Raw genomic sequence first — 18,049 nt, 5'->3', positions numbered from 1 at the left:
CTGACCAAGGCTGCGATGTTTGACCTGCCACGTTAAACATCGCAGCTGGCGGCCGTTCCTACGCGGGGTGCAGTGCTCACAATGACGGGGGATCAGTGCTCAGCCAGTCTTAGGGTGGGCAATGGGAAGAGGTTGTTGAGGGTGTCGAACAGGCGTACGTGGTAGATGGGTTTGCGGAACAGGTCCAGCACCTGCAAGCGCAGCAAATCACTGACATCGTCCATGTCGGCATGGCCCGACATGACAATCACCGGCAGATGTTGGCGGGCGGTGTGTTCGCGCAGGCGCTTGATCAGCGCAATACCACTTTCTTCAGGCATGCGCAGGTCGGTGATCACCAGCGCAATGTCGGGGTGTTTGGTCAGCTGTTGCAGCGCGATCTTGACTGACACCGCGGTAAAGCAACAAAAACCCTCGCCCTCCAGCAGCTCGGCCAGCTCCAGAAGTGCGTCCTCTTCGTCATCCACAAGAAGCAGTTGTTGGCGTGACGAAGAGGCGGTCATCTTGCAGTCCTGTAAAAAGGGAGCGTTCAAATATATTCCCAGCACGTGCTCTTACGTCACAGTCGTACCGCCCAAGGCAGTAACCACTTTGTTTAAAGTACTTTTAATAGCATCTGTAAAGGGGGTGGCAAAAAGAATAATCGCCAATGTAACGATCCCCACAATCACCACGTATTCAACACCTGCCGCCCCGTCCTTGCGCTTAATCAGTTGTTGGGTGTGATAGACACAAAACGCCTGTGCCGGCGCATACACTTTAAGAACAGTATCTAAAAGCATCTGACTTCTCCTTAGTGCGCCGAGGCGGGCACTGTGTAACGGTGGTGCGACATAATTCCTATTTGCCACCACAGCATTGTCAACAAAGCTCAAGCTCACAACTGTAAGAAAGGATTAATCACAAAGTATTAATCCATCCCGCTCAGGCGAAGCGGATCCAAAAAAGGTAAACAAATCAAAGTGGCTGATTTATCAGCTAGAAATAATCCGCTCAGTAATGGCGTTTTGTCCTAGCTGCGCTACCTTCAAATAGCGAAATGGTTGCAAGCCGTCTTGACGTTCATAGCTACCTGATTGCGAATGATTTTTCGTCTGCCTTACGCAGTGGGAAGGGAGTGCCAATATGAACAATCGTCGCAGTCTGGTACTGGCCGCCGTCCTTTTTTTAGGCGCCATTGCAGCCGGTTTTTGGGGGTTGATGTTGACCCGCAATCAGCCTGTTGCCCCCGTGCCTGTGGCCCAAGTGGTGGAGCAGGGCGCCGCTAATCTTGAGGATCAGACCAAGCAATCGGTGGTGGTGTTGAGCCGTGATGTAGCCCCGCATGTGGCCCTGACTGCCGAAGATTTGACGCTGGAAAAATTGCGTACAGCGCCCGTTGGCAGCTTGACCTCTATCGAACAGGCGGTGGGGCGAACGCCGTGGCGCGCGCTCAATGCAGGCACTTGGCTGACCGAACAAAGCTTCGAAGTGGGCGGGCCGCTGGCGCGCATGATTCGCCCGGACGAGCGTGCGCTGGCCGTGGCAATTGACGAGGTGAGCGGTGCTGCCGGGCAGTTTGGCCCCGGTGATTACGTTGATATTTTGTTGTTCCTGCGCCAGGACACGGCCAACCCCGAACCCTCGGCGCAACTGGTGTTGCCGGCGGTGCGGGTGTTGAGTCTGGGCGATGAACTGGGGCTGACCAGTGACGGCCAGCCCGCCAGCCCGGCACCCACGCCCGAGCAGGCGCAACAGCAAGCGGCGCGCCGGGTCAGTGCGCGCACGGTGGTGCTCGCCATTCCCGAACCGTTGGTCAATCAATTAATGCTCGCGACGCAGGCCGGGACGTTGCGACTGGCGGTGCGCAGCGCGCAAGAGCAGCGTTTGAGCAAGTACTGGTCGGGCGATGAAGACGCCTCCAGCAACGTGCAAGCGGCCAGGCGCGGGCTTTATCAGTTCAATCAATTAGCCATGGCAAGGCCGGTCGAAGCCCCGGCCACTCGCCCTGCTGGCGCCCCTCGGGTGCGCGGTATCGAAATTATTCGGGGCGCTCAAACCGCCCAACAGCCTGCCCAATAAAATTCCTGATCTGCAAGGAAGCCCAGCATGAGTCAACGTTGTGTGCCGCTGTTAAAACGCGCTGTCTGGACGCTGGTGTTAAGTGGTGTGTGTGTGCAAATGGCCGCGGCGGCCTCGGCCAGTTGCGCGTCATTGGGGGCATTGCCCTCCGTATTGGAAGTGGCGCAAGGCACCCAGCAAGCACTGGATTCGCCGGTCAGCATTACCCGCATTGCAGTGGGCGACCCGAGCATTGCCGATGTGCAGGCCAATGGTGACAGTGCCTTTCTGCTCACGGGCGTCGCCCCCGGCACCACCAGCTTGATGGTCTGGACCGCGTGCTCCAAATCGCCACGCCAGAGCATGGTGTTCGTCAAAGGCAAGGCCAGCACCGGCTTCACCACGGCGTCCCTTGCGCCCTCTGAAGACCCGACCTTGCCCAGTCAGGTACAGACCGACATTCGTTTTGTCGAAGTCAGCCGCACCAAGCTTCAGGAAGCCAGTACTTCGATTTTTGGCATGGGCAGCAACTTTCTGCTCGGCTCGCCTGGGGCGCTGATTACCACGGCCGAAAACATCATCACGGGCGGCCCTCCCGCCAATAACAAGTACTTCAACATCGGCTTTGGCGGCGGGCGGGTAAGGGCGATGATCAATGCCCTGGAAGGCAGCGGTTTTGCCTACACCCTGGCGCGTCCAAGCCTGGTCGCGTTGAGCGGTCAAAGTGCGACGTTTCTGGCGGGAGGCGAGGTGCCGATCCCGGTGCCCAGCAGCGGCAGCGATAACGTGTCGATTGAGTACAAGGAGTTCGGTATCCGCCTGACCTTGACCCCGACAGTGGTGAGCCGTGATCGCATCCTGCTCAAAGTCGCCCCCGAAGTCAGTGAGCTGGATTACACCAATGCGGTGAACATCGCCGGTACGCTGGTGCCCGGCCTGACGGTGCGCCGCACCGACACCAGCATCTCGCTGGCCGACGGCGAGAGTTTTGTCATCAGTGGGTTGATCAGCTCGCGCAACAGCTCCCAAGTGGATAAATTTCCCGGCCTGGGCGATATCCCGATTCTGGGGGCGTTTTTCCGCTCCTCCAACATCAGCCGCGAAGAGCGCGAGTTGCTGATGATTGTCACCCCGCATTTGATTCAACCCTTGGCGGCCAACGCGCAACTGCCGTCGTTGCCGGGCGAAAAACTGCGCAACTACGACCCCAATTGGTATCGCCTGTATTTCCTTGAAAACGGCAATTTCAATCGCCGTAGCGGGTTATCCAAATGAGCGAAAGCCTGAGCCAGACGTTTCTCGCACTGACGCGCAACAACACCGATCTTGAATGGTTGCAGGGGGCGCTGGCGCCACTGGGGCAAGTGGTGGGGGCGGGCACCAGCAGCCTGGACGAGCTGCTGGCACTGGTGGATGTGACCTTCGCCGGGTTGGTATTTGTGGGGCTGGACCGCGAAAAAGTCGTGGCCCAGTGCGCGTTGATTGAAGGCGCGCTGGAAGCCAAGCCGATGCTGGCGATTGTTGCGTTGGGCGATGGCATGGACAACCAACTGGTGCTCAACGCCATGCGCGCCGGAGCGCGTGACTTTGTCGCCTATGGTTCGCGTTCCAGCGAGGTCGCAGGGCTGGTGCGGCGCCTGAGCAAGCGTCTGCCAGCGGTCACGCCGAACGCGCAACTGGGTGGCTTGACCGTGATGTACAGCGCGCAGTGCAATGCGGACGGCGCGTTGCTGGCCAGTCATCTGGGGCTGGTGGTGCAAAAGAGCGGTCAACACACCCTGTTGCTGGATTTGGGTTTGCCGCGTGGCGACAGCATTGCGATGTTGGGCCTTGAAAGCACGTTCTACTTTGGCGACGCCTTGCGGCATTTGCGCCGCCTGGACAGCACGCTGATCGACAGTGCCTTTACCACCGCCCCCGGCGGGATGCGGATTTTGGCCTACAGTGACAGCGACGAACCGCTGGAGCACACCAGCGCCGCCGAGTTGTACATGTTGCTCAGCGCCTTGCGTCAGCACTTCCAGCACATTGTGGTGAACCTCACGGGCCAGCCTGACAGTGAAGCCTTGCGCACCTTTGTCAGCCATTGCGACAAGTTGCTGTGGTACACCGATCAAAACGTACTCGATTGCCGCCGCAACCTGGCCATTCTCAACCTGTGGCGCGCCAAGGGCATGAAGCTCGAACATGCGCGACTGTTGGTGGACCGTTACCTGCGCGGCGTCGCGCCGGACGCCGATGCACTGGCCAAAAGTTTTGGCCTTGAAGTGCTGGCCACCTTGCCCCCCAGCGACGAACTGCGCATGAACGCCAAAAACCAGGCCACCACCCTGTTCGAGTTGGCCCCGCGCGAAGCGCTGAGTCAGGGCCTCAAAACCTTGGGCGAGCGCTTTGCCAAACGTTCCGAGGGGCTGGAAAAACCGTCTGCCAACTGGTTGAACCGCCTGTGGGGGGTTAAATGAGCGGCGAAAAATTATTCGGTGCGGGCCTGCATACCAAGAATGGGCATGCTGATCACGACAGCCTGAAACTGGTGCTGCATCGCTACATCATCGATGCGATCGAAGAGTCCGGCAAAAACCTGCTTGAAGACTCCCGTCAGGTGTTGTCGCAATTTGTGACGGACAAAGTTGCCGAGTACGTATCCCGCCTGCACCTGGCGATCTCGCGCTATGAAATGGAGCGTTTGGCGGAAGAAATCGTCGACGAACTGACCGGTTTCGGCCCGCTGGAAGTGCTGCTGCGCGACCCGGGCGTTACCGAGATTCTGGTCAACGGGCCGCACCGGGTGTTTGTTGAACGCGACGGCATCCTGCACCAGAGCGAGCTGCGCTTTATTGACGATCACCACGTTGAACGGGTGATGCAGCGTATTTTGGCGCCGCTGGGGCGCAGGCTCGATGAGTCCTCGCCGATGGTGGATGCGCGCATGCCGGACGGCAGCCGGGTGAACGCGATCATCCCGCCGATTGCGCTGGACGGCCCGTGCCTGTCGATTCGAAAGTTTCGTAAAGACATGCTTAAAAGCACTGACCTGATGGCGATGCAAACCATCGACCAGGCGATTTACGAGTTTATTCAAGAGGCGGTGGGCAAGCGCTGCAACATTTTGATCAGCGGCGGTACGGGCACCGGCAAGACCACGCTGCTCAACATCCTCAGCCAGTTGATCAACCCGTACGAGCGCCTGGTGACCATTGAAGACGTCGCCGAATTGCAGTTGGGGCACCCGCACGTCGTGCGTCTGGAAACCCGCCCGCCGAATGCCGAAGGCCACGGCGAAGTCAAAGCCAGCGACTTGATTCGCAACGCCCTGCGCATGCGCCCCGACCGCATCATTCTGGGGGAGATTCGCGGCGTCGAAGTGCTCGATGTGCTGACGGCGATGAACACCGGCCACGACGGCTCGATGAGCACCGTGCACGCCAACACTGCGCAGGATGCACTGCTGCGCCTGGAAACCCTGGTGGGCCTGACCGGGCGCACGGTGGCAGAGAAAACCTTGCGCCAAATGATCTGCGCCGCCCTGGATGTGATTATTCAACTGACGCGCATGCCCGATGGGCGCCGCTGTGTCAGCGAGGTGCTGGAAGTGGTCGGCGTGCGCGATGACGTTTACGTGACCAACACCCTGTTTCGACTGGACCGGCGCACCGGTTTTGGCTTTATGCGCGAAGCACTCAACCCGGCGGGCGACAAATTGCGTCGTGAACCGATTGTGAATCTCCACGGTTGAGGCGCTGCCCATGATCCCGGCCCTGATATTGCTCTTGCTCGCGGTGCTGATGTTCGGCTTGGGGCTGTTTATTGTTTTTCATGTGATGCGCGATCCTGCCACCAGCCGGGTGCTTGATCGCCTGGCCCAAGGGCAGCCTCAATCGGGCGCCAAGGCGGTGGGCGTGGCCTGGTTGGACCGGGCCTTTTTGCAAGCCGGGTTAGGGCGGCCCTCTGAACGCCTGGGGCTGTGGATTGGCCTGTGGACGGGTGTGATCGCGGTGGCTGGTTTGCTGGGCGGGTGGTCATTTTTCATCGCGGGTGTGCTGCTGCCGCCGTTGCTGTTGAGGGTGTTCATCAGTTGGCGCTATCAACGTCGGGTGCGGCGCATGGTTGAGCAACTGCCGCAGTTGCTTGATCACTGCGTGCGCAGCTTGAAGGCCGGTCGCACGTTGGCTGACGCCGTGCTCCTGGCCATTGAGGCGTCGAGTGATCCGCTTAAAACGGGCATCAGCCGTGTGTCGCGCAACGTACAGCTGGGCGTGAGCTTGCCCGACGCGGTGCAAGACTTTGCCCAGTTGTATGAACGTGAAGAGTTTCGTCTGTTTGCGCTCGGCTTGAGGGTCAACCATCGCTATGGCGGTAACGCCAGCGAATTGCTGGAAAACCTGATTGTGCTGATTCGCGAGCGTGATCAGGGCGCTCGTCAACTGAAGGCCATGACCGGTGAAACGCGCATCACCGCTATTGTGCTTGGCGTGCTGCCGATTCTTTTAGTGGCGTATTTCTCTCTGACCAACCCGGCCTATTTGCCCAAGTTATGGAACGACTCAGCGGGGCAGCATTTACTGCTGGCAGCTCTGGCGATGCAGGTGATGGGCAGTTTAGCGCTGTGGCGGATGGTAAGGAGCGTATGACATGGCGTTGCTGATCAGTGCCGTTTTGCTGCTGGGCGCTTTGGCGCTGGTGATCAATGCCGTGATCCAGCAACGCCTGCGTCAGCAACGTGTGGTCCAGCGCTTACAAGGTGAGACCACCAGGGCCGGCAAGCTCAATGTGTGGCTGCGGGCGATGGGCAACAGCAAAATCGGCCAGCGCTCCATCACCCTCGACTCCGAAACACAGACACTGCTCAACCGCGTGGGCTGGCGCACAGCGGGTCAGCGCTCGGTGTTTGCCGCGCTCCAGATTGGCACCCCGGTGGTGGTGGCCGGGTTGACGTTTGTGGGCCATGAAGTGCTGTATCCGCGCTCGGGCAACGTGTGGATCGTGCTGCTTTTAGGCATGGCGGTTGGCTATCTGCTGCCCAAGCGTTTATTGGCGTTCGCAGCCGTTCGGCGTCAACAGCAGGTGGCCACTGAAGTTTCAACGTTTATCCCGTTGCTGCGCATCCTGTTTGAGTCCGGCATGGCGGTTGAACAGGCTTTACGGGTACTGAGCCAAGAAGCACGACAGTTATTGCCGGTGCTGACCGCAGAGTTGCGACTGGTGCTGGCCCGGGTGGACTCGGGGCTGGAGCTGAGCCAGGAACTGCAAAAAGCCGCGAGCTTGCTGGCCGTGGACGAGTTTGATGACACGTGTGTGATTCTTCAGCAATTGATTCAACAGGGTGGCGGCGCGATGAAGTCATTGCAGGCACTGAAAAGCCTGCTCGATGACCGGCGCCTTACACGTATGCAGGAATACATCTCAAAAATGTCGGCCAAGATGTCGGTGGTCATGATGTTGTTTCTGTTCCCGGCCTTGCTGATGGTATTGGGCGGGCCGAGCATTATCGCGATCTCACGGGCCTTTGGCTCATGATCAGGAGTGTGTGCATGAAAGCTGTGATCGCTGCGTTTGGGCTGCTGATGTTAGGCGGCTGCGCGACCCCTGGGGCCAGTAATCCGCCGTGGCTGGCCCTGAACAGCAGTTGCGCCAAGTTGAGTGGCGATCAGGAGCTGTCCATGAACCTGGCGGATGACATGGCCAAGCAAGGCAAGCTGCACGCCAGCCTGGCCAACCTGCAAAGCCTGCCCGAGCGCTACGGGCAAGTGCAGTTGCGCAAGGCGCGCATTTATCGCCAGTTGGGGCGCAGCGAAGCTGAGCCGCTGTATCGCGGGTTGCTGGGCACCTGTTTGGCGGCTGACGGTGAACATGGCCTGGGCCAGTTGGCGGTGGGGCGTGGGGACAACGCACAGGCGCTGACGTATCTGCAAAATGCCGCCCGGCTGGCGCCCACCGATGCCAACATCCGCAATGACTTGGGCGTGGTGTATCTGAATTTGTTGCGTGTTGACGATGCGCGTTTCGAGTTTCTGACGGCATTGGAACTGAGCAAGGAAGATGACGGGTTGGCGGCGTTGAATTTGGTGACGTTGTTGATCTATCAGGACAACTGGCAGCAGGCGGCGGAGCTGGTCACGCGTGCCGGTTTGACCCCGCAACAAGTGAGCGATGCCCAAGCGCGCGCCCAAGCGCTCAAGGTGCCAGCCAAAGCGGCCAGTGATCAGGTTGCAGCCATAAAATAATTGGAGGTGTGCCATGCCGTTAACAGTGCGTATGGGGTTGTTATTGGCCGTAATGCCGATGAGCGTGTGGGCCATCGAGCCTGGGCCATCGTCCACCTATCAGCAAGAAACCGAAAACTGGTTGCAAATTCAAGTCAGCGGTAAAGCGCAGTCAGCCGTGCCGCAAACGGTCACCCCGCAAGAGCGCGAACAAAGCCTGCAACGCTTGTTGAAAAGTTATGACCATGAGATTCCCGAGTATTACAAACAGGAATCGAGTGGCGGGAGCGGCAAGTCCAATTGATGGGGGCTGTCGCGGCCCAGGTAGCGGATGACGGCCTGGATGCAGTGCGTAGCCGCTGGCGCAGGTTGCGTGCGGCGGCTTCAACCACGGCGCTCCGGCTGGCGGAGCGCCTACAGCGCGGGAAGGGTCAGTGCGCCGTCAACCGGTGCTGTTGCGCGTTGGCGTTGGGGGACAAGGCCAGTGCCAGCTGAGTACGGTTGTTCATGTGGGTCAGGCGCAGTACCTGCGAGACATACAACTTGACGGTGTTTTCAGTGATGCCCAGATCACAGGCAATTTGATAGTTGGTCTGGCCTTTGCCCACCAACCGGGCCACGTCCAATTGGCGCGGCGACAGTTGCTGGAAGATGGCAGGCATCAAGGCGTTGCTGTCCTCGCTTGAACCCGTGTCGCTGGAGGTGGTACGAGGCGGGCGGCGCACGGCTTCCATGTCTTGGTAGAGGTCGTCAATGGAGTCGGCCAGGAACTGTAGCTTCTGGTTCAAATGCCCGAGTTGTTCACTCTTCATTCGTTCGCGCAACAGTGTTTCCTGACGCTGAATACCTTCGAGTAATTCGTTGAGGTCGACCGGTTTTTGATAGTAGTCGGCGACCCCGCAACGCAGCGCTTTGATCACGTCTTGTTTGTCGGCGCGACCGGTCAGGAGGATGCTTTCAAACAGCCTTTTTTTGCCCGCAAATTTTTGCAGGTGTTGGGTCAGTTCGATGCCATTCATGTCGGGCATGTGCAAATCACACAGCACCAGACCGATCTCAGGGTCGTCCTTGAAACTTTCGAGCGCCTCACGGCCCGACGCACATGGCACGCAGCGGTAACCGCTGCTCTCCAGAAACTCGCAGAGTTCTTCGACAATCAACGGTTGGTCATCGACCACCATTACTTTTATTAGAGGACTGGGCGTGTTCACGCGTTACTCCATGCCTGGCAAGCCAATTAAGGGCGTCCAGCTTTCCTCTTCTTGAGGAAGCTTGTTTAAAAGTAGACCTACTTTCCCACGCTGTACATGGAGCTAATCCTATGTCTGAACTACGTCAGGCACAGTGTCGTCAGGCTAAAACCTGCCAGCAGGAAGGGCGCGAAGGGGGCTTTTTTTGGCGCGGCGTCCAGTGGCGGGGTCTCAGAGGGTGTAACCCGTTGATAGATCAGCGGGAAGATTTTTGACGCGAAAAGAGTCCACGTCAGCAAGCACACACCTGCACCGATAAACGTGCCCAGTACCGTCAGACGATCGGTTGCCAGAGCAAGTGCGATCAGCAGCTTCACGTCACCGGCGCCGAATTTATTGAGCGCGTAACCGGGCAGTGTCAACAGCAGCACAATCAGCAGGGCCAGGCCGCCCTCGCTGGCCGGCGCGCCGAGCCAGGTATGGCCGTTCCAGAGCAGGTACAACAACGCCAGCCCTGTGCCACCCAACGTTAAGGTGTTGGCGATCTGGCGCTGATACAGGTCTTGAATGGCACACGCCGCTAACCACATGAACAGAACGATTAAATGCGTCACGTATTCGGCGTCCCTTTTTGGCGAATGATTCTATGCTGATATGACGTGTGGTTGTCAGGGTAGACGCAGTCATGAAAACAGGCCTTCGCACAAAACAAAAAGGCGCGGCTGCCATCGAGTTTGCGCTGGTGTTTGTGGTGTTTTTTGCAGTGTTTTACGGGATTGTCAGCTACAGCTTGCCGCTGTTGCTGATGCAATCATTCCATCACTCGACGGCTGAGGCGGTGCGCCGCAGTGTGGCGCTGGACCCCACCGTGTCACCCAGTACCTACACCGCGGATGTGCAGGCGCGCGCGCTGACCGTGCTGGGCGAACAACTGTCGTGGGTGCCCACGGGCCTGAAGGGCAGCGTGCAGAAAACGGCGGTTTACAGCGCGGGTGTTTTGACGGTCACGGTCAGCCTGCCGTCGTCGGCGCTGAGTACGGTCCTGCCAGTGCTGGTGCTGCCGGGTAACATCAGGGTGCCCAATCTGCCGACGACGTTGACGGCCCAGTCGAGCCTGCAATTTTGATCACCGGCGAGCGTTTGTTCGGGCGCCTGCTGGGCCGCACTCATGAGGGTTCACCTGTGCCCGCCCGTTCGGCGCCGCGCCTGGAGGCGGGGATTGAAGTGCGGCTCGACCCGCAGGGCCATGTTCTGGAAATACACGGCGCGCAGCATCACGGTGTGGTCATGGGCAATGGCCCTGCGCGCTTGCTGATTGATTATCTGGTGCCCGGCAGCACGCTGGCACTCGAAGGCACGCCAGTGGACTGGCAGGGCCAAAGTCTGGACCTCACGTTTCAAGGGGCAGGCAGCCACGTTGTGCACACCCGGGGCTGGGTGCAACCGCACGCTGACGGCTGGCTGCTGCAACTGTTGGACATCAGCGACCTCTTGCTGGGCAACCAACAGGCCCACAGTCGCGAACGTTGCCAACTGCTCACCACGCACATGAGCGAGCAAGTGCGCCAATGCAGCCCTTCACGTTTACAGGCGGTGGTGAGCGACATGCTGCAACAGGTGGCGCAGCTCTGGCATGTGCCGTGCGTCGCCTTGGCCTTAGCGGATAACGCGCAAGCGGGATGGACGATCTACAGCGCGTTTCATCGCCATGACGCCCCGGCGCTCTGGGAGGTCGATCAACCCGCCGGCAGCGCACTCGACAGCCTTTACGGCCAGGCCCCCCAGCGCTTTGAACCCCTTCACGGCAACCGCGAACATTCAAGGCTCAACGGGTTGTTCGCCAATGCCGACGGTTTTTTGGTGCCTTACAGCGATCATCAGGGCGTGTGCGCGTGGTTGTTGTTGGGGATGTACCCGGCCTCTGCGCATCCGCCCGCGATGGGCGATAACGATTGGTTGCAAGTCTGCGCGGCGTTGGCAGGGCCGTTGTTGGGGCGCTTGCGTGAGGTTCAACATGCCCGGCAGATGGAGCGCATGGAGGCGTTGCAAGGGTTACTGGGCAGCGGCTGGTGGGAGTGGTCGCCAGCCCTTGAGCAACTCCAGCTGGCGCCGCCATTGGCGGCCAGTGTGGTGCCGGGGCAGAGCGCTTATTTGTCTCGCGAGCAATGGCTGGGGCTGTTTCACCCGGCTGATCGCGATGAAGTGGCCAGCCGTTTCAATGAGCTGCTGGTGCATGACAAGGCTTGCTTGCTGTGCGCCCGGTTGCATCAGGCTGACAGCACACAACCTGCGATGTGGTATCGCCTTCAGGGGCAAGTGCTGGGGGCAGGCGACGCGCGACGCATCGTGGGTTATATGCTCGATGTCAGCGACATTAAAAACCAGCAGCAACAGGCGGCTGCGGCGCATGCCCGGCTCGACAGCGTGATCGCCAGTTCGCCCGCAGTGATTTATGTACAACGTTATGCCGAGGGCGCGTTACTGCCCGTCTTCTTCAGCGCCAGTTTGCAGCCCTTGCTGGGCTGGACGCTGGAAGAATGCACGGCAGGCGAATTAATTGAATGGGTACACCCCGACGACCGCGAACAGTACTTCGCACGCACACGCCAATTGCTGCGTGAAGGCAGCGTGAGCAGCCGCTATCGACTGCGTGATCGAGGCGGCGCTTATCACTGGCTGCTCGATGAGGCCAAACTGCTGCGCGACGATTTGGGCTTGCCCGTCGAAGCGGTGGGCTTGTGGCTGGACATCACCGAAGCGAGCGAGGCCGCTGAGCGGGTCAGGCACAGCGAAGAGCGCTACCGCATGCTGGTCGAAGACTCACCGGCGATGATTTGTCGCTACAGCCCCGACCTGACCCTCAGCTTTGGCAACCGCCCCTTGGCAACTTATCTGGAGTGCGCGCCGCACCAACTGCCGGGGATCAATTTGAGCCGTTGGTTATCGGCGCAGCAGCATCAGGCGTTTGTGCAGCGCCTGGCCACGTTGACCCCCGAGTTCCCGGTCAGCACCGCCGAAATCAGCCTGCAACTGCCGGGGCGTGAACACGCGTGGTGGGTGTGGTCGGACCGTGGCGTATTTGATGCGCAGGGGCAGTTGATCGAAGTGCAGGCCGTGGGGCGCGACAACACCGAGGTGCGGCGTGCGCAACAGCAACTCACCCAAAGCGCGAAAATGGCCACCCTGGGCGAGATGGCGACCGGGCTGGCGCACGAGATCAACCAGCCGTTGAACGTGATGCGCATGGCCATCGTCAACGTGCTCAAGCGCCTGAGCAACGGCGACGTGCAAATTGATTACCTGCAAGACAAGCTCAACCGCATCGACGCCCAAGTGCAACGCGCTGCGCGGGTGGTGGATCACATGCGGGTATTTGGGCGGCGTTCGGAAATAGAGCAACACCTGTTCAACCCTGCGGTTGCCGTCGAAGGCACCTTGTCGTTGCTCAGTGAAGGGTTGCGGGGCAAAGGGGTTGAGGTGCGTTGTGAAGGGCTGCAAAGCCTGACGCAAGTGCGCGGTCACGTCGATCAACTGGAGCAAGTGCTGATCAACCTGGTGGTCAATGCCCGTGATGCGCTGCTGAGCAAACGTGAGACTGATCGCGACTTCCAGCCCTGGATCGCCCTTGGCCTGCAACCTGATCACGACGCTGTACAGCTATGGGTCCAAGACAACGCGGGCGGGATTGATCCGCGGTTGCTGGAGCGCATTTTTGAGCCTTTCTTCACCACCAAACCGATTGGCGTTGGCACCGGGCTGGGGCTGTCGGTGAGCTACGGGATCATCGACAACATGGGCGGGCGTCTGAGCGTCAGCAACACCGAACACGGCGCACGGTTTTGCGTGACGTTGCCGGGCGTGGTTGCAACCGCTTAAAGCACCAATTGAGCACGCCCGCCTTGCCCGCAGGTGAGGTTCGCGCCGATTTGTACATCGACCAGGCTGATGCCGAGGGTCTTTAGCAGACTGTTAACAATTGGGTCCAGCAGAGAACCCAGCAAACTGGTCAGCGAAGGTAAAAGCAGCGTCACAACTCCACTGATGGCGTTTGTCGCAGTTTGGACAACGGTGCTTAACGGATTATTGTTCGACGGGGTATACGCCTGAATTTTCACACCCGCCAGGGTCGTACCCAGACTGTTGATAACGTCCTGGGTGGCCGGTGTGCTTTGAATGGTCGGTGGCAGCTTGAGATTTGTAGGGGTGTAATCCGGGACGCTGTTTTTGGAGAAGATCAGCGTCTGCGAAGAGGGCGACGGAGCAACCTGTGCGTTCACCGTCAGGCCGATTCCGCCCCCTGCGAATGGGGTGCGATCGCCGCAGGTGCCGATCAGGCCCAGAATGCGGTGACACGTTTTTATCCCCACATCCACAATTGGCACCGCCAGAGGCGTAGGCGGGGCGCTGGAAGCGAATGCCGTGACAGGATCAATTTTACCTACCCGGATGGTTGCCAACGACTTGGTCGTTGCAACCGTCAAACTCTTGGTGCCGCTGCTACCTGTCGGGCAGGTATACCCTGTGACCTGCGCAGTGGCAGAGGCGGCATCAACACTGATATCAATTTGCGGGGTGGGTAGCAGAAGAACGTCGAGCTGTTGGCAACCAGCACCCAGCAGGCAAAGCGCATTACCCAATGTGGCGACCAGATTGAGGCTCAGCAGACTGTTGAGGACCGGCGTCAGACCGCCGACGAGGTCGGTGATGGCATTGGTTAAGCCGGCGATGTTGCTCAATAACGGAACGTTCAACGAAATCAATGCCCGAACTTGCGCTGTACGTACGAAGAGGTTTTGCTTGCTTGGGTCGCCCACCACTGAAAACTGCGGTGGTTCTATCACTTTCAAACGCACGGTGACGCTCAGAACGCCCGGGATGTTGACCGGCAACGTCAGGGCTACGGCGTTGTTGGCATTCGCCACCTGAAGGAATGCTTGAAGCAACTGCATCAGTTGTAGATTGGCGTCTAGCCCGGCGGTGGAACTTGCAGTTTGCAGCTTGAGCAAATCGCCCAGCGTGACCACAGCGGGGTTTAGTTTTACGGCCGTTTCTAACCCCAACAACGCCGCTTTCACATCGGCGGTTGCACCGTTGGCATTCATTACGGTGGCGGCGGTTTGGATAAGTTGCGTCAGGTTGGTTTTGGCTGCAAGCAGACTGGTGTAATCCCCCGCGGTCAATTTCAGGTCAATGGCTAACTGGTTCATATAGCTGAGCAGGTTGATATCACTCTTGATCAGCCCATCCCAGCCCCCCACGGTCAGGTTGAGGCTGCCCCCCGCCAGCCCGCCGATCACGGCGTTGAGCACGGCGGCCTGTGAATTTGTGGTGACACTCGCCAATGTACTGCGAATGCTGATTTGCGCCAGTGTGGCGTTGGGTGACGCCCCCACCGCACTTGCCGTCAACCGGGTGTTAAAGCCAAAGGTGCCTTTGGAAAACAGGTCCCATAACCCACCCGCGACGCTGGTCGGGACCACCGTGGTGGTGATAACGCGGATGGCGTCGGACTTGTTCGCATCGGCGCTGAACCTGCGCAGTTTGTCACTGCCGGTAATCAGCGTGCCGCAGGTGGCGCTCACCGTTTGGGTGGTAGAGGGCGTGAAGCTGTTGCGTGTGGCGCTGGCGACGGAGTAGACCGTGGCGGTGTTCGAACCGGCGGCTGCTGCACAATTGCCGCCCCGGCTGACGGCTTCCAGCACGGCCACATCGGCAACCCGTTGCAACTTGCGCTGTTCCAGATACAAGCGCCCGCTGTCCACCACCAGCAACATGAACAACAGCACCAGACCCAGGGTCAGTGCTGCGATCAAACCGATTGCACCCCGTTGTTGCCGGGGGCCGCTTAAGCACACGCCACGCAATTGGGGAGACATCGAGCACTCCTTTGCCGGCTTGCTGCCGAGCGCAACTCTCCAAGGGTGAAAAGGAGTGTAGTCAAGGTGTGCGCCGTGCGCTGGCGAGTTGCCAGCTTTGGTGACTGAGCGGCCAACTCATGGCCACCGTCGCAGTGGCCGAAGGCAACGTGCGAGTGCGAAGCGATCGTAAACCTGATAACGGCGCTGTGCTTGATGCACCACATTCCAGGGTTTTACGACCGCTACGCAGCCGCGCAATAGACGTCAGCGATTAACGATGCGCACCCGTGGCCCTATTTCGGCTTAGGCGGGTAGTCGCTGAGGATTTTGCTCACTGCTTCATGGATGGCGGCGCTGCGCTCTTGAGGCGTGGGGCTGGTGTCGACCACCTTTTCAGCACTGCCGCGCCATACCAGCTTGTCGGTTTTGGCATCTATCAGGTCGATCTGCAACGTGCCCACCTGGTAGTTGATGTTGCGCACCTCATCGTAAGCCGGGCGGCCCCAGTAACCTTCCCATGGGCCGCCCCAATAACCGCCCCACGGTCCACCCCAAGGGCCGCCGTAGCCATAACCGTAGTTAGTGACCACTTGCTCCTGGCGCTCGGCGACGATCAGGTAGGTCTGCACCCACAGGTCGGCCTTGGTAGCAGGCGTCACCTGGCGCAACCCGCGCTGGTCCAACTGATACGCCACCGCCTGCGTGATGCGTTGCAGGGTCAGGTCGCTTTTAAGCATCGGGTTATTGGGCACAAATTGCAGGGCGGGTTCTTTCCAGGCCCACGTCTGGTAGTTGGCAAAGTCGACTGAAGGGTTGTAATCGTGTGTGACTTGCATGGATTCGCAAGCGCTGAGTAACAGCGCCAGCCCCACGAGCGCGATACGACGTAGCATGATGACTCTCCACTTCAACAAGTCTTAATGAGGAGGATAGGCCTGTGTTGCTGTGTTCAACGATTCGCGCAACGCTTTTTCGCGTTCGCTCAGGCTGCCCTTGCTGCTGGTTTCAGCGCTGGAACTCCACACGGGTTCGCCGGTTTTACCGTCATACAGGCTGAGCCGCACTACCATGACTTCCACTTCGTAGGTCCGCACGATGGGCACGGTGTTGTACATACCGTATTGGTTGCCATAGCGACCATAACGGTCTCCATAGACCCCGCCGTATCCAGCCCCATAACCATAGTCGTCCTGAACCTGACGCAAGCGTTTTTCTGTGTGTAAATCTGCGCTCACCCACAGGTCAGGCGCCTGGTTGGGTTGCGCCGGGCGCAAACCGCGTTGATCGAGCGCATTACTCACCGCGTCGGCGATCTGTGCCGAGTCGGCCCACGCCGTTCCTGCGGGCAGGCGACCCTTGAGCCAGCCCCAGCTTTGGTAGCGGCCGTAATCGCGGGGCGGGGCCGGGTAGGCGCTTAAGTCCACTGCATTGGCGGCATGCGCCGGTGCACCCGGCATCGGCAGCGAGGTGGCGGTATAAGGGTTGGGGCTTTGGCAGGCGCCCAGCCCCAGGCTCAAAACAATTAACCCAACGCGGCGATACATGAGGCTCCCCTCAAACGTGAGCGATTAAACCGGGCGGCACACCCAATGCAGGTAGCGGCCCAAACCTGCGAAGGCGGGATGGCGACGGTGCGCCAGTTCCATTTCAACCAGCGCGTCAAGTTCGGCGCGCGCCTGGAACTCGACCGGCATGTAGTCGTGAAACACGCGCACGCCACTTTGTGTTTCGACCTGCCATAAGCCTTGCATCGCCGTTGCCAGCTCCCGTGGGTCGAGCGGCTGCTGTGGGGTGAGGCTTTGTTTTTCGCCAGCCATGTCGTTCTTGCGCATCTTGCGAAAGTGACCCTTGAGCAAGTTGCGATAGATCAGCGCATCGCGGTTATAAAACGCCAGTGACAGCCAGCCGTCTTTAGCGGTCAGTTGATGCAGCACGGGCAAGATCGCGTGGGGTTCGGCCAGCCATTCAAGGACCGCATGGCACAACACCAGGTCGTAAGGTTCAGTCAGTTGGCCCGGCAGTTCTTGCCATGAGGCTTGAATGAACGTAGCGCTTTGGCCTGCTTCGGCGAAGCGCTGACGTGCGCCGTCGAGCATGGGCGCGGCCGGTTCGGCCAGGGTCACGTCGTGGCCTTGCTGGGCCAGCCACAGCGACATATGCCCAAGCCCCGCGCCAATATCCAGCACGCGCAACGGGCGTTTTGGCAGCGACTCTTCAAGGTCGGCCTGTAACACGGCCAGGCGAATAGCCCCTTTGGCGCCGCCGTAGATTTTTTCGGCGAAGCGGGTGGCCAGTTGATCGAAGTGACGGTCACTCATTTGCTGAAACGCCTTTCGCTGTCGGCTAATTTACTGCGCACCACTTCGTTCATGTCCAGGCCCAGTTCGCTGCACAGCAACAACAGATACAACACGATATCGCCTACTTCCTGACCGGCGTGTGCCAGTTTTTCAGCCGGGAGCTGGCGCGACTGGTCTTCACTCAGCCATTGAAAAATCTCCACCAGCTCGGCCATTTCGACGCTGGCCGCCATGGCCAGGTTTTTCGGGCTGTGAAAGGGCTTCCAGTCGTTGTTATCGCGGATACGGTGCAGGCGTTGGGTCAGTTCGTCGAGGTTCATTGCAGGTGTGCTCTCCAGAAGGCGCAAAGCTTGCGACTGAATGCGCCTTGGTGCAAGTAGTCGCTGTTGCAGGCTGCGCGTTGTCTGTCGCCAAACCCGTGGCGACGCAACGCTTCGCAGCCTACGGGGTTTACCGCC

At 59.4% G+C, this 18,049-nt stretch carries 19 protein-coding genes; 10 read left to right on the top strand and 9 right to left on the bottom strand.

The window, feature by feature from the left end; all coding sequences use genetic code 11:
- Positions 1 to 92 precede the first annotated feature (92 nt).
- A complete protein-coding gene (locus ACP7A4_RS15935) occupies positions 93 to 503 on the bottom strand; it encodes a response regulator (RefSeq protein WP_059761671.1) in 411 nt (136 codons plus the stop codon).
- Between the two features lie 51 nt (positions 504 to 554).
- Entirely contained in the window at positions 555 to 782 is a 228-nt protein-coding gene (locus ACP7A4_RS15930; RefSeq protein WP_426247761.1) for a Flp family type IVb pilin, read from the bottom strand.
- Between the two features lie 343 nt (positions 783 to 1,125).
- Between ACP7A4_RS15930 and cpaB the strand changes: the two genes are divergently transcribed.
- From cpaB to ACP7A4_RS15890, 8 genes are read left to right on the top strand one after another with little or no spacing between them, the layout of a single operon-like run.
- A complete protein-coding gene (gene cpaB / locus ACP7A4_RS15925) occupies positions 1,126 to 2,061 on the top strand; it encodes a Flp pilus assembly protein CpaB (protein ID WP_426247760.1) in 936 nt (311 codons plus the stop codon).
- A 27-nt stretch (positions 2,062 to 2,088) separates the two neighbouring features.
- Positions 2,089 to 3,315 carry a type II and III secretion system protein family protein gene (locus ACP7A4_RS15920; protein WP_059761673.1) on the top strand — a complete coding sequence of 409 codons (1,227 nt, stop codon included), beginning with the start codon at positions 2,089 to 2,091 and terminating at the stop codon, positions 3,313 to 3,315.
- Complete coding sequence (locus ACP7A4_RS15915; RefSeq protein WP_059761674.1) at positions 3,312 to 4,502, top strand: pilus assembly protein; 1,191 nt, start codon at positions 3,312 to 3,314, stop codon at positions 4,500 to 4,502. Before ACP7A4_RS15920 ends, ACP7A4_RS15915 begins: the two co-directional genes overlap by 4 nt.
- Positions 4,499 to 5,776 (top strand): CpaF family protein, encoded by a 1,278-nt coding sequence (locus tag ACP7A4_RS15910; protein ID WP_426247759.1) that lies wholly within the window; start codon positions 4,499 to 4,501, stop codon positions 5,774 to 5,776. The genes ACP7A4_RS15915 and ACP7A4_RS15910 overlap by 4 nt, the downstream gene beginning before the upstream one ends.
- A 10-nt stretch (positions 5,777 to 5,786) precedes the next feature.
- Positions 5,787 to 6,671 (top strand): type II secretion system F family protein, encoded by an 885-nt coding sequence (locus ACP7A4_RS15905; protein ID WP_426247758.1) that lies wholly within the window; start codon positions 5,787 to 5,789, stop codon positions 6,669 to 6,671.
- A 1-nt stretch (position 6,672) separates the two neighbouring features.
- A complete protein-coding gene (locus tag ACP7A4_RS15900; protein ID WP_426247757.1) occupies positions 6,673 to 7,557 on the top strand; it encodes a type II secretion system F family protein in 885 nt (294 codons plus the stop codon).
- Between the two features lie 14 nt (positions 7,558 to 7,571).
- The gene (locus tag ACP7A4_RS15895) at positions 7,572 to 8,264 is read left to right on the top strand and encodes a tetratricopeptide repeat protein (protein ID WP_059761678.1); all 693 of its coding nucleotides are present in this window, start codon (positions 7,572 to 7,574) and stop codon (positions 8,262 to 8,264) included.
- 13 nt (positions 8,265 to 8,277) lie between these two features.
- Positions 8,278 to 8,547 (top strand): DUF3613 domain-containing protein, encoded by a 270-nt coding sequence (locus tag ACP7A4_RS15890; protein ID WP_059761679.1) that lies wholly within the window; start codon positions 8,278 to 8,280, stop codon positions 8,545 to 8,547.
- 127 nt (positions 8,548 to 8,674) lie between these two features.
- On the opposite strand, the gene ACP7A4_RS15885 is transcribed toward ACP7A4_RS15890, so the two are convergent.
- Both ACP7A4_RS15885 and ACP7A4_RS15880 read right to left on the bottom strand, forming a co-directional pair.
- Positions 8,675 to 9,454, bottom strand: coding sequence for a response regulator transcription factor (locus tag ACP7A4_RS15885; protein WP_426247756.1), 780 nt, complete (start codon positions 9,452 to 9,454; stop codon positions 8,675 to 8,677).
- A gap of 119 nt (positions 9,455 to 9,573) precedes the next feature.
- Positions 9,574 to 10,047 (bottom strand): prepilin peptidase, encoded by a 474-nt coding sequence (locus ACP7A4_RS15880; protein ID WP_426247755.1) that lies wholly within the window; start codon positions 10,045 to 10,047, stop codon positions 9,574 to 9,576.
- 71 nt (positions 10,048 to 10,118) lie between these two features.
- Between ACP7A4_RS15880 and ACP7A4_RS15875 the strand changes: the two genes are divergently transcribed.
- Both ACP7A4_RS15875 and ACP7A4_RS15870 read left to right on the top strand, forming a co-directional pair.
- Positions 10,119 to 10,559, top strand: a complete 441-nt coding sequence (locus ACP7A4_RS15875) for a TadE/TadG family type IV pilus assembly protein (RefSeq protein WP_426247754.1) — start codon at positions 10,119 to 10,121, stop codon at positions 10,557 to 10,559.
- Complete coding sequence (locus tag ACP7A4_RS15870) at positions 10,556 to 13,309, top strand: PAS domain-containing sensor histidine kinase (RefSeq protein ID WP_426247753.1); 2,754 nt, start codon at positions 10,556 to 10,558, stop codon at positions 13,307 to 13,309. Before ACP7A4_RS15875 ends, ACP7A4_RS15870 begins: the two co-directional genes overlap by 4 nt.
- Here the strand turns inward: ACP7A4_RS15870 and ACP7A4_RS15865 are convergent.
- From ACP7A4_RS15865 to ACP7A4_RS15845, 5 genes are all read right to left on the bottom strand, one after another.
- A complete protein-coding gene (locus tag ACP7A4_RS15865) occupies positions 13,306 to 15,309 on the bottom strand; it encodes a pilus assembly protein TadG-related protein (protein WP_426247752.1) in 2,004 nt (667 codons plus the stop codon). The two genes, ACP7A4_RS15870 and ACP7A4_RS15865, sit on opposite strands and share 4 nt — an antisense overlap.
- 275 nt (positions 15,310 to 15,584) lie before the next feature.
- Entirely contained in the window at positions 15,585 to 16,184 is a 600-nt protein-coding gene (locus ACP7A4_RS15860) for a DUF4136 domain-containing protein (protein WP_059761685.1), read from the bottom strand.
- A 24-nt stretch (positions 16,185 to 16,208) separates the two neighbouring features.
- Positions 16,209 to 16,835 (bottom strand): DUF4136 domain-containing protein, encoded by a 627-nt coding sequence (locus tag ACP7A4_RS15855; protein WP_059761686.1) that lies wholly within the window; start codon positions 16,833 to 16,835, stop codon positions 16,209 to 16,211.
- A gap of 24 nt (positions 16,836 to 16,859) precedes the next feature.
- On the bottom strand, positions 16,860 to 17,609 hold the full coding sequence (locus ACP7A4_RS15850; protein WP_426247751.1) for a methyltransferase domain-containing protein: 750 nt from the start codon (positions 17,607 to 17,609) through the stop codon (positions 16,860 to 16,862).
- A complete protein-coding gene (locus ACP7A4_RS15845) occupies positions 17,606 to 17,911 on the bottom strand; it encodes a MazG-like family protein (protein WP_048364331.1) in 306 nt (101 codons plus the stop codon). Before ACP7A4_RS15845 ends, ACP7A4_RS15850 begins: the two co-directional genes overlap by 4 nt.
- Positions 17,912 to 18,049: the final 138 nt, after the last annotated feature.

The sequence above is a fragment of the Pseudomonas sp. TWR3-1-1 genome (assembly GCF_049896545.1).
Lineage (GTDB): Bacteria > Pseudomonadota > Gammaproteobacteria > Pseudomonadales > Pseudomonadaceae > Aquipseudomonas > Aquipseudomonas weihenstephanensis.
This window is presented reverse-complemented; position numbering and strand designations above follow the sequence as displayed.

What these genes read in the sequence shown, in the direction of transcription:
- ACP7A4_RS15875 (WP_426247754.1), top strand. Translation starts at nt 10,119, where the DNA reads ATGAAAACAGGCCTTCGCACAAAACAAAAAGGCGCGGCTGCCATCGAG.
- ACP7A4_RS15930 (WP_426247761.1), bottom strand. Translation starts at nt 782, where the DNA reads ATGCTTTTAGATACTGTTCTTAAAGTGTATGCGCCGGCACAGGCGTTT.
- ACP7A4_RS15855 (WP_059761686.1), bottom strand. Translation starts at nt 16,835, where the DNA reads ATGTATCGCCGCGTTGGGTTAATTGTTTTGAGCCTGGGGCTGGGCGCC.
- ACP7A4_RS15895 (WP_059761678.1), top strand. Translation starts at nt 7,572, where the DNA reads ATGAAAGCTGTGATCGCTGCGTTTGGGCTGCTGATGTTAGGCGGCTGC.
- ACP7A4_RS15850 (WP_426247751.1), bottom strand. Translation starts at nt 17,609, where the DNA reads ATGAGTGACCGTCACTTCGATCAACTGGCCACCCGCTTCGCCGAAAAA.
- ACP7A4_RS15915 (WP_059761674.1), top strand. Translation starts at nt 3,312, where the DNA reads ATGAGCGAAAGCCTGAGCCAGACGTTTCTCGCACTGACGCGCAACAAC.
- ACP7A4_RS15890 (WP_059761679.1), top strand. Translation starts at nt 8,278, where the DNA reads ATGCCGTTAACAGTGCGTATGGGGTTGTTATTGGCCGTAATGCCGATG.
- ACP7A4_RS15860 (WP_059761685.1), bottom strand. Translation starts at nt 16,184, where the DNA reads ATGCTACGTCGTATCGCGCTCGTGGGGCTGGCGCTGTTACTCAGCGCT.
- ACP7A4_RS15865 (WP_426247752.1), bottom strand. Translation starts at nt 15,309, where the DNA reads ATGTCTCCCCAATTGCGTGGCGTGTGCTTAAGCGGCCCCCGGCAACAA.
- ACP7A4_RS15935 (WP_059761671.1), bottom strand. Translation starts at nt 503, where the DNA reads ATGACCGCCTCTTCGTCACGCCAACAACTGCTTCTTGTGGATGACGAA.
- cpaB (WP_426247760.1), top strand. Translation starts at nt 1,126, where the DNA reads ATGAACAATCGTCGCAGTCTGGTACTGGCCGCCGTCCTTTTTTTAGGC.
- ACP7A4_RS15845 (WP_048364331.1), bottom strand. Translation starts at nt 17,911, where the DNA reads ATGAACCTCGACGAACTGACCCAACGCCTGCACCGTATCCGCGATAAC.
- ACP7A4_RS15910 (WP_426247759.1), top strand. Translation starts at nt 4,499, where the DNA reads ATGAGCGGCGAAAAATTATTCGGTGCGGGCCTGCATACCAAGAATGGG.
- ACP7A4_RS15905 (WP_426247758.1), top strand. Translation starts at nt 5,787, where the DNA reads ATGATCCCGGCCCTGATATTGCTCTTGCTCGCGGTGCTGATGTTCGGC.
- ACP7A4_RS15920 (WP_059761673.1), top strand. Translation starts at nt 2,089, where the DNA reads ATGAGTCAACGTTGTGTGCCGCTGTTAAAACGCGCTGTCTGGACGCTG.
- ACP7A4_RS15900 (WP_426247757.1), top strand. Translation starts at nt 6,673, where the DNA reads ATGGCGTTGCTGATCAGTGCCGTTTTGCTGCTGGGCGCTTTGGCGCTG.